Consider the following 14,196-nt stretch of genomic DNA (forward strand, 5'->3'; position numbering starts at 1 on the left):
AACACTCGCAAAATTTTATGCTGACACTTGTTTATATTGCCACAAAGCGGCCACAAAAAAGAGCGCTAATGCGCTCTTTTTATTGCTGATTTCTCAGGAAAATCAAGCTTATTTATTCATTTGCTCAAGCAAGAATGCCGAGATTTTTGCACCTTCACGCAACGTTGTTTCCGAGCTCGACTTACCCTCTAACGAGCTGTCGGTGAAAGGAGCAATCTCCATCATATCGGCGCCGGTAATGGGGAACTCGGCGGCCAGTGCGCCAAGAATATCCAATGCCTGTTGTGGATTAAGACCGTCTTTTTCCGGCGTGCCGGTGGCCGAGGCAAATTCTGAGTCCAGGGCATCAATATCAAAACTGACATAAAGCTCATCAACGCCATCAGCATGTAGCTGAGCCAATACTTCAGCTACTACCGCATCTGTGCCGCGCTCATTGATTTCGTGAGCCCAGTGTTGCTTCACACCAAAGGTGCCTTCCCAATGGGATTTAGGCTTGCCACTTGAACGGATCCCGAATTGGATCAAATGCGCCGGGCTTGGCAAGTACTCAAGGATATGGGTGCACCAAGAGCCGAAGCACAAATCGATACCCAATCGCTCTACCAAAAGATCTGTGTGGGCATCAAAGTGAATAATGGCTACCTTCTTGCCCTGCTCGCGCTTGGCTTTTAGGTACGCCTTGGTCAACGGATAGCTGATTGAGTGGTCGCCACCGATACCGAAGATCCCCTTTTCTGGGAAGTTGGCATAAAAGTCGGTGCACACGTCCTCTGTGATGGATAATGGGCTTACATGGTACTCACTGTCGGTATCCGCATAGAGGGCCTTTTGACAGTTGCTGATAGTGCCTTCGTTCAAATATTTGTCGTGCAACAGATGCGGAATGACACGCACATCGCCCAAATCAAAGGCTTTCGCCTGAGGCTGTTGTTCAATCAGGGTGTTGCGTAAAAATAGCGGACCCCAGTTGGCGCCGCGCAAAATACCGCCGCCACAATCGGAGCTGATCCCCAGCATCACCGCCTTGTGCTCGGTCGTTTGCAGACCATCGAGAGACGCTTGCCACAGAGCTTCAATATTGTCGGTTTGGCCATAAAGCTTCTGTTGTAATGCCGCCTTGCGCTCCTGCGCCGTGTTTACCGTAAATACACCATTACCCGGTGGACACAAGCACTGTGCTACCTTAGTTCGAAAGTCTTGCCACTTAGCGGTCATGCTATCTCCTCAATATTTATGCAGTTTTTCGATTTACCGCCGGTGTCGATGAAAATGACTCCAGAGCGCCTCAAGGATTTTCCTTAGCACGCTCAGGAAAATAAAAACCAACACATAAGACATTGATTTTTATTTATTTATTTATTTCACATCGGCGTTAAATCGGCACCAATACAGGATCAATATACAAGCCGAGCGCAGAAGTCAAACCCAAGCGAACAGGCGTAACTGGGGAAGGTGACTGGCTATGCATAAATGCTGCATAAGCCAGCCGATAAGCGAATTCGTCTACTCGTAACTACGGGGGCGCTTGGTTTTAATGGTAGCGATGTAACCGTGCCAACTGGCATAACTCAGCCAGGGCATAATCACGATAAAGCCGGCGGCGCCGGTCAGAAAGCCAAGTAAAATCAAACAGACAATACAGATACACCAAACCACCATGGCGGCAATATTATTGCGTACTGCATGCATGGAACTGACCACAGCGGTCATCAAATCCACCCGGCGCTCCATCATGATCTGTGGGGTAAAGGCGGAAATGGCAAACACGGTTACCAGCAAGACCCCACCTATAATACTGCCCAAGGTTAAAAACGCGCTCAACTCTTCAAAGCTGGGGTTCACAGTATTCGGATACAGGGCATGCGCCAACGCCGCTAAACGCATCCAGACTATCATGATCACCATCAGCAGCACCGCAAAGCCCCACTCTCCGGCTGGGTTACGAAACATGGACTTAAGGCTGTGCCATAAGGTGGGGGTATGACCCTTTTCCAGCTCCCAGGCAACATCATAAAGACCGGCGGCAAAGGCCGGGCCCACCAAGGCAAAGGCCACGGTTGCCGGCAAGATCACCAAATGAGTTTGACTGGAATAAATAAAGAATAAAATGGTGGCGGGGATCAGGGTAAAAACCAGACCATAAATCAGGCTTAAAATCGGCGCCCGCGCCATATCGTTAAAGGCCAGGGCTAACCAATGCAGTGGCGCCAAGGGGCTAATTCGATTACATTCAAAACAACGAGCGAACTCGCCATGACTGGTGGCATTTGACGATACGGCCATACGCTAACTCCTCTGATGATGTTATTTAACATCTAGTTGAGATTTACGGCGCTGGCAAGCGGGCACAGGAGCAAATTCGGACATATGTCCTTATAAAAAACGCCCCGGCGCGCCAGCATAGGCATACTTGCTCGCTTAACACGCATAGGGATCAGAGAGTTAATATGAAAACAATGTTTCACCTTGGCATTTCAAAAGATCAATTAAACGGCGCCACCCTGGCTATTATTCCCGGCGCTCCTGAGCGAGCCGCAGTAATAGCGCAGCAACTGGATAATCATCAATGTCTGGCGCAGCATCGCGAATTCCATGTTTATCTTGGCGAATTGAACGGCCACAGTGTGGTGGTCTGCTCCACAGGTATCGGCGGCCCGTCAACTTCCATTGCCGTTGAAGAGCTGGCGCAACTGGGGGTCGATACCTTTTTACGCGTCGGCACCACGGGCGCCATTCAGCCCCATATTAAGGTCGGCGAGTTGCTTATTACCCATGCCTCGGTACGCCTCGACGGTGCCTCGCACCACTTTGCTCCCCCCAGCTACCCTGCGGTTGCCGACTTTAGAGCCACCGCCGCCTTAGTCGCCGCCTGCGAGCAAAGCAAGGAAGCACACCATATCGGCATTACCGCCTCCAGCGATACCTTCTACCCGGGTCAGGAGCGCTACGACACCCACAGCGGCTATGTGCCTCAACATCTGCAAGGCAGCATGGCACAGTGGCAAGCCCTTAAAGTAATGAACTATGAAATGGAATCGGCCACCCTGCTGACCATGTGCAGCGCCTTAGGACTGCGCGCCGGTTGTATCGCCGGGGTGCTGGTGAATCGTTGCGATCAGGAGATCCCGGCTGTGGATATTGCCGCCATAGAGCAGCGCGCCATCACTCAGGTACTGGCAGCGGCGGCGCTACTATTGGCACAGTGATATTGAAACCTGGCCTGCGGCGCTAAGCGTCGCACCATAGCCTCGGTGCTGTCCCGATGTGATTTAAGGCTATCCAGCTCACAGAGGAACACCCTGTCTATGGCGTTAAAATCAATGCCCTGCCCCAAGAGCGCCACCTGACTAAAGGCCGCCAGCAAGGGATGGAAACTGGGATTAAAGGCGGCATTTTCAATATAACGGCCATAAAAATGCTGCTCGCCCATGCTTAACATCAGCGCCGCCTGACCACCACTGTAGGGCGCATAACTGAGCTGCAGATGCCGATGCAATTGCTGCTGCAGTGGCTCGACATCATCACATTTGCCAAGACCGCAACAATTGCCTTTTTGCTCAGCCAAGATACGCTCACTTACTCCTAGATCGTTTGGCCCAAACGCCAGAGGTAATAACTCACTCAGCGTCGCCTCAACCTCACCAATACTGATTGCAAGTCCAGTGCCGGCACAAAACTCCTTGATAAACTGGCGACAATAGCCACAAGGCGTGGCACTGACGTACAAGTGCAGAAGCTCACAGGCGTCATTGAGCCAGGCATTATGCAGCGCGGTTTGCTCCGCATGCACGGCGCTCTCTAGCCCGCAATGGGGCAACTCAACATTGACTCCGGCGGCGTAGAACTCTTCACCCTGATGATTGCGGGCATGCACCAAAGCCGCCACCTGAAACTGGGAAATGGGCGCAACTGCCCAGGGCTGTATCTGGGTTAACAGCCACTGTGCGGTGTCTTTGTGATTATTTCCCAGCAATTGGCTGAGATTTTCAAATTGCTGTGCGCTAATAATGCCGCGCTGTTGCTTGATACTTTCAAGCATGGGGGTTGGACACACAAGCTGTCCTTTTGTTTAGCAGTTTATGGCGATAGTAACCTAGTGGCGCTAACGCGGCAACCTGGCCCGCATTAGCGCTACTTTACACTAACTTAGCCGGTATTACGCATCCCGGCGGCGATACCGGCCATGGTGATCATCAAAGCATTGTCCAAGGCCACCGAGCCACCGGCGCGCACCCGCTTCAATAGCTCAACTTGAAGCACATTCAAGGGGTCGGTATAGGGGTTTCGCAGGGCAATGGACTCGCGGATCCAGGGCTGATGACCAAGCAAGGTATGCTCAGGGCTCAACTCCTTGATAAGCGCCGTGGCCTGTGCCAGTTCACTGCGCAGTTGCTCACCCAAGGGTTGCAGATGCGACGCCACCAGGCGCTGGTCATAATAAGCGCTAAGCCAGCTGTCAGCTTTACAAAACACCATTTCCAGCATTTCCAAACGGGTGCGGAAGAAGGGCCATTGCTGGCTCATCAAGGCCAGGTGTTGCTCACCAAATTCCTCTATGGCTGCCGCCAATCCCTGATAAGCACCCAACCAGGCCGGCAGCATTAACCGGTTTTGCGACCAAGCAAATATCCAAGGGATCGCTCTTAGGCTTTCTACGCCACCGTCCGGATTACGTTTTGCCGGTCGTGAACCTAGGGGCAGTTTACCCAGCTCCTGCTCAGGTGTGGCGCTGCGGAAATAAGGAACGAAATCCTTATTGCCACGCACTATGGCGCGATAATGTTCACAGGACTTCTCACTTATTACCGCCATGACCTCGCGCCACTGCGGCTCGGGTTGCGGCGGAGGCAATAGATTGCCCTCAAGCACGGCGCCCACATACAGGTGCAGGCTTTGCTTGGCGACACTGGCAAGACCGTATTTAAAACGGATCATTTCCCCCTGCTCGGTCACCCGCAGGCCGTTTTTCAAGCTGCCCGGCGGTTGCGAGCGCAGGGCTTGAGCCGCCGGTGCGCCGCCACGGCCCACCGTGCCGCCACGGCCATGAAAGAGTACCAGCTCAATATCACAGTCATCGCTTAGGGTAACCAGGGATTCCATGGCGCTGTACTGGGCCCAGCCTGCAGCCATCATGCCGGCGTCCTTGGCCGAGTCGGAGTAGCCTATCATCACGTATTGCTGCTCACCCATCACGGCGCGGTAAACCTCATTATCATAGAGAGTGCGCATCACCTCGGGGGCGCGATTAAGGTCGTCCAAGGTTTCAAACAGAGGCGCCACCGGCATATTGAACGCACAGCCAGCCTCTTTTAACAGCAACTTCACCGCCAGCACATCGGAAGCCTGACGGGCCATGGAAATTATATAGATGCCAAAGTTATCGGCGTGGTTGTCGGCAATCACCCTGAAGGTATCGAGCACTTCCTGGGTTTGCTCGGACGGCTGCCAATGGCGGGGCAACAAAGGCCGCGGATTGGCCAACTCCTTGGCTAAAAAGGCCAGCTTGGTCTGCTCATCCCAGGCACAGTAATCGCCCAACTCCAGATATTGGCTGATCTCCGCCAGTACCTGGGCATGTTTGTCACTGTCTTGGCGAATATCGAGCTGGCTCAGCTGCAGGCCAAAGCAGCGACAGCGCACTATAGTGTCTTGCAGCAGACCATCGGCTATGACCGCCATCTTATTGCTGCATAAAGAGCGATAACACATTTGCAGCACATTGATGATTTGCTTGATGTCGGTAATACGGTTTTCACCCCGACTTGGCTGACCGGTAATTTTTGCTTCCAGATATTTATGGGTCTGCTGTAAGTCGCTGCGCAGCGCTTTGAGCACCTGACGATAAGGCTCATGGCTTGGGCCACTGAGCGCCAATAGCTCTTCGCTGGCCGAATGCATGGAAAGCTCATTGATAAGCTGATTCAAATCGCGAATATACAAGTCCAGGGCCATCCAGCGGCCATGTTCGAGCACGCTTTGGGTCACCTCGGCGGTAACATAAGGGTTGCCGTCCCGATCGCCGCCCATCCAGGAAGTAAAACGCACAGGTCGGGCACTGGATGCCAGGCTCATATTTAACTCCTGCTGCAACAGGGTATCGAGCTCACGCACATATTCGGGCACCGCTTGCCACAGACTGTTTTCTATCACAGCAAAGCCCCATTTGGCCTCATCCAGCGGCGTTGGCCGGCTGTGCCGTATTTCATCCGTATGCCAGGCCTGGGCGATAAGCTGGCGCATACGCGCAAGCAACTGGGTGCGTTCGGTCGGCAAGAGTTTGTCGAGTTCAAGCTTATCGAGGCAATCACTCAATTGCACATGCTTGTTGATTAATGTGCGTCGAGTTACCTCGGTGGGGTGCGCCGTCAATACTAGGTTAATATCGAGTTTGGCCAGCGCCTGCGCTATTTGCTCGCTGCCGATATTACTCTGTTTCAGGCGTTTTAGCGTCTGTTTGAGAGGGTCGAGCTGGCAAAAACCTGTATCCGCATGACGCGAAACCGTGTGGTACTGCTCTGCCACATTGGCCAGATTTAAAAACTGGTTAAAGGCGCGCACCACCAGCAGGAGCTCATCGTCGCTAAGGCGATGCAACTCGTTCAGCAGCTGCTCCCGGGCTTGCTCGTCACCAGTACGTGAACTCTTGGCCAATTGACGAATGGCTTCAACCTTTTCTAAAGCTGGCGCACCTAAGGCCTGCTCTATGGTGTGTCCCAGTATTTGCCCTAACAAACTCACATTGCTGCGCAGTGCGCTGTATTGGTCGCTCATTCCTCTCTCCATATCCGGTGTGCAGAATTTAACTTGTTGTAGCATGGAATTGGGTCAAAATTAAAGGCTTGCGTCTTAGGCCGAGGGGATGAATAGACCGAAGCTTCGCCTTGAGCATAAAGCGGACATATAGCCTGCAATCAAAAGTAACAATTTTGTATCCTACTGCTAGGTCTTAGATATAACTAAAAAACTTCTAACTCTCTTTGGTTATTTCTCGATAGACTTTGGATAATAATGGATAACAAGGCTAGAATCAGATAGATAGCAGCCATTCTCGGAGACACACTATGTTGCGATTTACCTTATACACTGTGAGTCTGTGCACTGCACTCGTGCTCACCCCTCCTGCCCAAGCTGGTTTAGAAGAAGGAATTGCTGCCGCCAATGTGGGTGATTTTGAAACCGCCATCAGCGAATTTCAATATCTTGCCGACAAGGGCTTTGCGCCAGGGATTTATGAACTTGCCCAGCTGTATGAAAATGGTTATGGCGTCGCCAAAAATCAATACAAAGCAGCGCAACTCTACCAACAAGCTGTAGACAAAGAATACGCCGATGCCATGTTTTCACTCGCCGTGATGTATCAAGAAGGCCGAGGCGTGAAAGTGGACTCACAACGTGCAGTACAACTTTTTATCGGTGCCGCTAAAAAGGGTGTAGCCGCCGCCCAGTTTAACCTCGGCGTTATGTACACCAATGGCGAAGGCGTGCTCAAAGACTACCCTACAGCGGTAGACTGGTATCAACAAGCCGCAGCGCAGAATTACACTTTAGCCCAATTTAACTTGGCGCTGATGTATTACGAAGGCCTAGGCGTACCAAAAAGCATCGAAAAATCATACATCTGGAACAGTATCGCCGAGTTCAACGGCAATATGGATGCCAGCACCAGCCGCAAGCTCGATGAGCGTAGACTACAACCGGATGCCATTGAGCGCGCGAAAAGAACCGCCAATGATATGTATGAAAGGATCCTCGCCGGACGTTACGTAGGTGAAGGCCGACGCCTTTAAAGACAAGCTAAACGGGCTTTGTTTTTCAACAGCAAAGCCCGGCCAGCGGCGGCATTCCCTAGAGTATCCAGCTAATATTGAGCCCACAAGGATTTATATACGAGGCAAGGTGTGAGTTACCACCTACTGTGTTTTCATTGACTAACCCAAGGGAATAAACAAGATTAATGGACGCTCGCTCTTATATTTTTCTCCGCTGTGCTCGGTATATGGCGAAGATGCTCACAATACCACCTCAGTGGACAAGGGCATGCAACTGAACAGCTTTGCACAAAGCCATCGCGGCGTTATTCGCAGCAAAAATGAAGACGCCTTATTGGCACTTCCCGAGCAAGGAGTCTGGGTGGTTGCCGATGGCATGGGTGCGCACAGCGGGGGCGAATACGCCAGTGCGCAGGTGATTGAAGTCGTCAAACAGCAGCTGCTTAAGCGCCCTCACAACATTCCACTCTACCTCACCCTGGTCAGCGCTTTTGAAGACGCCAATAGACAAGTTTTCGACTACTCACAGCTGTATATGCAGGGAAAAACCATGGGTTCAACTGCGGTCGCCCTGGTCCTGGATGGCCCTGATTTCTATTTTATCTGGGTCGGCGACAGCCGAGGTTACCTATTTAGAAACAATCAACTGGAGCAACAGACCCGGGATCATAGCCGGATCAACCTGTTGCTTGATACCGGAGTGATCACCTCGGCGCAAGCGGCCAGCCACCCGCTGCAACATGAGGTAGTGCGGGCCCTAGGCGTCAAACGCCAAGTTCAGGTAGAAGTGATGCATGGTAAAAGGCACAAGCAGGATATCTTTTTATTATGCAGTGACGGCTTAACGGACAAGCTATCCGACTTTGAAATAGAAGTGTCACTAAACGCCACTAATATACACAGTGCCGGCAAGGCCTTGATGCACTCGGCGCTCTCTCACGGCGCCGGCGACAACGTCACCTGTATACTCGTTAAGCAGGGCGAGTAAAACCTGCCAACCTTTTTCCTTACCAGCGACGGCGATTTTTGCCCCAGCCCTTGCGCTAGATCAAAGTTCGGTACAACTGCGCCATCAATAGCCATGCCATACTGATTTAGATCAATAAGTTGCGCTCATTATCCTTGTTAAAATTTAACCAATCCAAATTATCACGTAAACAAGGATAGATCATGGCGCACTCTGACTTACATCCTCATATGGAGGCGGCTATGCAGCCCAATGTCACTCACATTAACAAATCCTCCGGGGAGCCCTCGGTGCAAGAGCAGGTGCACCTGTATAAACAATTGTTGCTAGAAAAAGAGCGACAGATAAGACACTTGCAAGAAGCGCAAGCACCGCTACTGGCACAAATCAATCAGGCAGACGAGCTCAATAAAAAAGCCTTGGCCCATATGGATAAAATGGCCGAACAGATGCAACAGGTGCAGATCCAGGCCAAACGCGATGTGCAGATAGAGCTGGCCGATCTGGAGCAAAAGTTAGAAGAAGCCAATACCAGCGGGCATGTAATGAAGCATCATTGCCGCGATCTTCAGGAGCGCAACAAGGAGCTGCATGAACTGCTTAAATCATCAACACAACAGGTAGAAGAGCTGCAACGACGTTTGCAAGGGCAGAGCCAGGACATCAACAGCATTCGCGAAGAAAAAGTAAAACTGAGCATGCAGGTGATCACCCAGGGCGAACAGCTCAAGCGCTGCGAAAAGCAACTTAGCGATGCTCTGCACGGCTATTACAGTGGCGTTATGAATAAAAACAAAAAAGTGAGCAAAAACCTGCCACGCTAATTTTCACTCTTATGCGCCAAAACACAGCGGGCTAATTAGCCCGCTTTTTTGTGTTATTTAGGTTATTTAAGAAGCCGGTAGCGATTTTAGCTCGCGACGGGCCATCACGTGCTTATAAATACCGATAAGGGAGGCGGCTATCCAGAATATCTCGATAACAAAACTGGCAAGGTTGAAATTGTAACAGAGGCTTACTAACAACAAGATGGCACCGCTTAGGTTCATCAGGTTATAGCCCAGACCCGAGGCAGGTAACTTCTCTAGCTGTAATAAGAAAAACGCACCCACCACTAAAAAGGTGCCGCTCATGCCAATAACATCAAATAATAGGTCCATTACCTAGCTCCACAAAACAAACCTCTTCAGCCTACCAAGGCCAGGCTGGACACCTAAGGACAAATGCCCTGCTGATACCAACTCACTTAAATAGCTAATCATTCTAGCGGGCTAAATACCATGCTAACCGCGTTGGAATTGGTATTATTTCATATACACCTTTTGGCCGATTATTTTTAATGCCGGCGTGCCGCGGATCAGGGTTTGTCGGGCAAACACCTGCTGACACCCCGGGCAGGTTGCCACCTCCTCGGTGTAGTCTTCGCTGATACGCTCAATAAAACATTTTACCAACGCCCCCTTGCCACCTTTTCGATACTTATACAGTTGAGTGCGACATTTACTGCAAAAGATATCCACGGTGCGAACCGGCCCCTTTTTATTCGGCTTGGCCATGCTTCCCCCATTATTGATGAGCAGTTAGCTTAACATTTTAACGGCGCGATGAGCCATTGGCGCGCCATCAAACGCTCGGGAGCAATGAAGCCCTTACCATAAAGCATAATGATCTTCAGTTAAGCCAAGGACATTATCAAGGCGATGCAGCCGACCTTTGGCATCTTCAATCTGGCCATTGAAATGACCGATATACTGGCGAAAGTTACTTTTTAACAGCCCCAGATTCAGGCGCTCCTGACGCTTGTTTAAGGGGCTGAAGGTCAGCGAGACCTTGCCATCTTGAGAGCTTATCTGCCAGTCCTGCTCACAGGCACGGCGAGTAAAATCAAAATGCACCGGGCCAAGCAGATGGCGCTCACCATCGCGCCAAAACACATTTTCGTTATAACCTGTCTCATTGACTCCGGCGGCCAGGTTGAGGCCGAACAATGACCCACCAATACGGCCATTAATACTGGCCCAGCGCCAGCTGGTTTCCCGGCGCATAAAGCCGGCGGAAAAATCATACCCCGCTAGGGCATGCTCCAAATCTTGAGCTTCTTGATTGATCACCAGCGAGCCCTGCACCCCCAAGGCGTTGTGTTTCTGGGTGTAGGTCCAGCCGCTGTAGCCGGTGGGATTGCACAGCGCCATGGGCAGGCTCGCCGTTGGCGGGATCAGGGTAAAATCGGCGCTAATTTGCTTGGTAGCAATACGCAACTGCCACACGCCGGCGTTGATCTCCATGCTTATCTTGCCTCCCGCACCACCCAAGCTGGAGCATCCCTCCCAAGGCGAAGGAGCCATGGTGCAGCCCAATGACAGGGGCTTAAGCCAGCTTGTTTCCACCAGCTTATTGGCTTCAATATCATAGAGATAGCAAAAGCCAGAGGCGGCATAACGAATATCGGCAATGGCCACGCCAATTAAAAATCTGGGAGTGATCACAGAGACAAACTGAAACTGCTTAAAGTGAAAATGCTTTGCCAATCGCCCGGCGGGCTTATCCATGGCATTGGTGTAGTTAAAGTGCTCGAGTCCAAAGGCTTGAATCGGGCCATTGAGGTGACCAAAGTGCACTTTGCCCGACTCGCTCACCAAGGTATCAAGGCCTGTTTCAGTGCCTAGGGCTATGGGGAGAATATCCATCTTCATCCTTTATTTTTCTTATTTTTGCACCGCCTTGGCTGAATCCTGTGGGGGCGGCACTGGAGTGTTAACTCTAACCCCTTGAGAGCCAAGTTAAAACCTCAATATGCTCGGGCACAATCTGCAGCGCCCGATCAGGCTAGTGCCATAACCCGAGGATCAGGCCAATCAGGGTAAATTGCAGAGTATGATAACCGCCGTTGACCAAAAACAGTTTCAGCGGTCTTTGCTCGAATAAATAACTAATGCCAAAAGAGGTTGCCACCCAGCATAAACCGGCGGCAAAACCGGCACCAACGGCAAAGCCGAGATCGGGTTTTGGGCCTAAAAATAACGCAAACACAAAGGCCGCGACCAAGGAGAGGATAAAAGCCAGGGAGAACACCTTGCCCATGGAAGCCTGAGCCAAGTCCACATCGGTTAGGCCACAACCATCGAGCCAAGCGGATTTAAACATGAGCGGCGAATACCATAGCCCGCCAAGGATAAAGGTGGCTAAGGCCGCCAACAGCACCGCAAAAAAGTTAAACTCTGCAAAATTCATAATCAAGCTCACGACAGTGTTTGCTTAAGCGTAGCCTGCTATCTGGCCGGCGGCAAAATTGCCGCCATAGCAGGGGCTGCGACATAATGTCGCACAAGCGCACCTAAGCATGGTTTTGCTTATTTAACTCGCTGAAAATAGGCGTAAGTTAATAACTAAAACCGAAATAATCATGTCCTATAAAACTCCTTTAGCGCTCTTGCTTAGCGCCTTTTTCTCCCCTGTCAGTGCGGCCCTGGAAGTGATCACAGTGCAGGGTCATCAGCAAAGAATAAATACCCAGCTAACCCAGGTTCCGGCACAACAATTTAGCGCCGATAGCAGCACCTGGCTTGACCATGTGGTTGGCGCCGGAGTCAATCGCAATGGTCCGCTCAGCGGCATTGCCCAATATCGTGGCATGTTTGCCGAGCGCGTTAATGTCAGTAATAACAGCCTGAGCCTGGCCGGAGCCGGCCCCAACGCCATGGACACACCACTGAGTTACGCGCCCACCATTATTATCGAAGATATGCAGATCTATCGCGGCATAGCCCCTGTACATGCGGGCATAGATACCCTGGGCGGCGCCATCGGGGTTAACCTGCGCCAAGCCGAGCTGGATATGCCCTTGCACCTAAATGCCAAGGGCCAGCTAAATGATAATGAACAAGGACTCAGCGCCAGCGCAGCCTTAGGCGCCGGAAACGCTGAATTTGCCTGGCTCGGTTATGGCGAGCTGCAACAAAGCGATGAACAACAAAGCGGCCAGGGCCTTATCGCCAACAGCGACTATAAACGCCTTCAGTATGGCCTACTCACCACCTTGGCGCTGGCAAACGGCCAGGTTCGTGCCAATGTACACAGAACCGACACTAGGCAAAGCGGCACGGCGGCCCTGCCTATGGACATAGATTACGTTGATACCTGGCGCTATGAGCTTGCAGGCGAGCATGATTTCAATAACATTGAACTGAGCTGGGGAGTGGGTTATCAGGATGGCGATCACGGCATGGATAACTATCAGCAGCGCCCGCTCGCTACCCCCGCAAAGGCCCGTTACACGCAAGCACAAAGCGACAGCCTTAGCCTGTATGCCCATCTGCGTTCTGATCCTTGGCTATGGGGCTACGACGCTAATGTAAGCCGCCACGATGCCGACATTCGCAACCCCCATAATGCACAGTTTTTTGTCACTAACTTCAATAAGGTGCGCGATAGCCGCCACAGCATTTTCGCCGAGTATCAATACCACGGTGACGCCTTATCGAGCAACCTTGGCGCCCGTATCAAGGTTAATTCTGCCGACTCGGGCGCGGTCGCCTCGTCAATGGCCATGATGATGCCGGCAGTCGCCGCACTGCAACAGCGCTTTAATCAGGCCGATAAAGCGGTCAATGACATCACCTTAGATCTGGTGCTTAACAACCGCTACCAGGTGCGCGAGCGATTACATCTGGATTATGCCTTGGCCTTTAAACAAAGGGCGCCTCAATACCAGGCTCGCTACCTTTGGCTGCCCATGCAAAGCACCGGCGGCCTGGCCGATGGCCGCACCTATGTGGGCAATATCAAGCTTAAAGAAGAAACCGCATATCAGTTCAATCTGGGCCTGGCTTATCAACACCAAGGCTTATCGATTAAACCTCAGGTGTTTGTGCAGCAGGTGGATAACTATATTCAGGGCACGCCGAGCCAGGATATGCAGGTCAATCTGGTGGCAAATATGATGTCGGGACGAGATGCCTTGCAATTTAGCAATATCGACGCACGCCTCTATGGTGCGGATATCACCGCCGCCTATCAACTCGATGCCCATTGGCAAGTGCAGGGCATGCTTAGCTATGTGCGCGGTAAACGCAATGATCAAATTGACGATAACCTCTACCGTATCGCTCCCCTTAATGGGCAAATTAGCCTGGGTTATGGGCAAAACGACTACCAACTGCAGGCTCATTGGCGAGTGGCTAAGGCGCAAAACAAGGTGTCGCACTATAACGATGAGCAAACAAGCAGCGGCTATGGCGTAATCGATATGGCGTTCAATTATGAACTCTCGTCACAATGGCAACTCAATGCCCGCATCGATAATCTGTTTGATAAGCATTATGCGCCGCACTTAAACGGCGTTAACCGTGTGATGGAGGGCGATGTGGGTCTGGGTGAGCGCTTAAGCGCCCCGGGGCGTACCCTGCATCTGGGGGTGTCGCTCTCTTTGTAATATTGCCGCAGCTATTTTACAACCGG

The 14,196-nt window shown here is 51.6% G+C and carries 13 protein-coding genes; 5 read left to right on the forward strand and 8 right to left on the reverse strand.

Annotation, left to right across the window (positions count from 1 at the left end):
* Positions 1-108: 108 nt before the first annotated feature.
* Together C2M24_RS08760 and C2M24_RS08765 are read right to left on the reverse strand one after the other, a co-directional pair.
* The gene (locus C2M24_RS08760; protein WP_105214274.1) at positions 109-1,218 is read right to left on the reverse strand and encodes an arginase family protein; all 1,110 of its coding nucleotides are present in this window, start codon (positions 1,216-1,218) and stop codon (positions 109-111) included.
* Between the two features lie 288 nt (positions 1,219-1,506).
* On the reverse strand, positions 1,507-2,286 hold the full coding sequence (locus tag C2M24_RS08765) for a DUF2189 domain-containing protein (RefSeq protein WP_105201510.1): 780 nt from the start codon (positions 2,284-2,286) through the stop codon (positions 1,507-1,509).
* Between the two features lie 164 nt (positions 2,287-2,450).
* On the opposite strand from C2M24_RS08765, the gene udp reads away from it, so the two are divergent.
* Positions 2,451-3,209, forward strand: a complete 759-nt coding sequence (udp, locus tag C2M24_RS08770; RefSeq protein WP_105214277.1) for a uridine phosphorylase — start codon at positions 2,451-2,453, stop codon at positions 3,207-3,209.
* Here the strand turns inward: udp and cdd are convergent.
* Together cdd and ppc are read right to left on the reverse strand one after the other, a co-directional pair.
* The gene (gene cdd, locus C2M24_RS08775) at positions 3,170-4,057 is read right to left on the reverse strand and encodes a cytidine deaminase (RefSeq protein WP_158683737.1); all 888 of its coding nucleotides are present in this window, start codon (positions 4,055-4,057) and stop codon (positions 3,170-3,172) included. The two genes, udp and cdd, sit on opposite strands and share 40 nt — an antisense overlap.
* A 92-nt stretch (positions 4,058-4,149) precedes the next feature.
* Entirely contained in the window at positions 4,150-6,774 is a 2,625-nt protein-coding gene (gene ppc / locus C2M24_RS08780) for a phosphoenolpyruvate carboxylase (RefSeq protein ID WP_105214281.1), read from the reverse strand.
* 290 nt (positions 6,775-7,064) lie between these two features.
* Here ppc and C2M24_RS08785 point away from each other — a divergent pair, with 290 nt between their 5' ends.
* The 3 genes from C2M24_RS08785 to C2M24_RS08795 all read left to right on the forward strand — a co-directional run bounded on the left by C2M24_RS08785 (position 7,065) and on the right by C2M24_RS08795 (position 9,563).
* Positions 7,065-7,790, forward strand: a complete 726-nt coding sequence (locus C2M24_RS08785) for a tetratricopeptide repeat protein (protein ID WP_105201514.1) — start codon at positions 7,065-7,067, stop codon at positions 7,788-7,790.
* 250 nt (positions 7,791-8,040) lie between these two features.
* A complete protein-coding gene (locus tag C2M24_RS08790; RefSeq protein WP_105201515.1) occupies positions 8,041-8,760 on the forward strand; it encodes a PP2C family protein-serine/threonine phosphatase in 720 nt (239 codons plus the stop codon).
* 182 nt (positions 8,761-8,942) lie between these two features.
* Complete coding sequence (locus tag C2M24_RS08795; protein WP_105201516.1) at positions 8,943-9,563, forward strand: hypothetical protein; 621 nt, start codon at positions 8,943-8,945, stop codon at positions 9,561-9,563.
* 66 nt (positions 9,564-9,629) lie between these two features.
* Here C2M24_RS08795 and C2M24_RS08800 read toward each other — a convergent pair whose 3' ends face one another.
* The 4 genes from C2M24_RS08800 to C2M24_RS08815 all read right to left on the reverse strand — a co-directional run bounded on the left by C2M24_RS08800 (position 9,630) and on the right by C2M24_RS08815 (position 11,970).
* Positions 9,630-9,899, reverse strand: coding sequence for a CBU_0592 family membrane protein (locus C2M24_RS08800; protein ID WP_105214283.1), 270 nt, complete (start codon positions 9,897-9,899; stop codon positions 9,630-9,632).
* 144 nt (positions 9,900-10,043) lie between these two features.
* A complete protein-coding gene (locus tag C2M24_RS08805; protein ID WP_105214285.1) occupies positions 10,044-10,295 on the reverse strand; it encodes a hypothetical protein in 252 nt (83 codons plus the stop codon).
* Between the two features lie 93 nt (positions 10,296-10,388).
* Complete coding sequence (locus tag C2M24_RS08810) at positions 10,389-11,432, reverse strand: DUF2804 domain-containing protein (protein ID WP_105214287.1); 1,044 nt, start codon at positions 11,430-11,432, stop codon at positions 10,389-10,391.
* Between the two features lie 133 nt (positions 11,433-11,565).
* Positions 11,566-11,970: a DUF1761 domain-containing protein gene (locus tag C2M24_RS08815; protein WP_105201690.1), complete on the reverse strand. Its 405-nt coding sequence runs from the start codon at positions 11,968-11,970 to the stop codon at positions 11,566-11,568.
* Positions 11,971-12,142: 172 nt separating this feature from the next.
* Here C2M24_RS08815 and C2M24_RS08820 point away from each other — a divergent pair, with 172 nt between their 5' ends.
* Positions 12,143-14,170 (forward strand): TonB-dependent receptor domain-containing protein, encoded by a 2,028-nt coding sequence (locus C2M24_RS08820; RefSeq protein ID WP_105214289.1) that lies wholly within the window; start codon positions 12,143-12,145, stop codon positions 14,168-14,170.
* Positions 14,171-14,196 lie beyond the last annotated feature (26 nt).

This window comes from Pseudoalteromonas sp. T1lg22 (assembly GCF_002964645.1).
GTDB lineage: Bacteria > Pseudomonadota > Gammaproteobacteria > Enterobacterales > Alteromonadaceae > Pseudoalteromonas.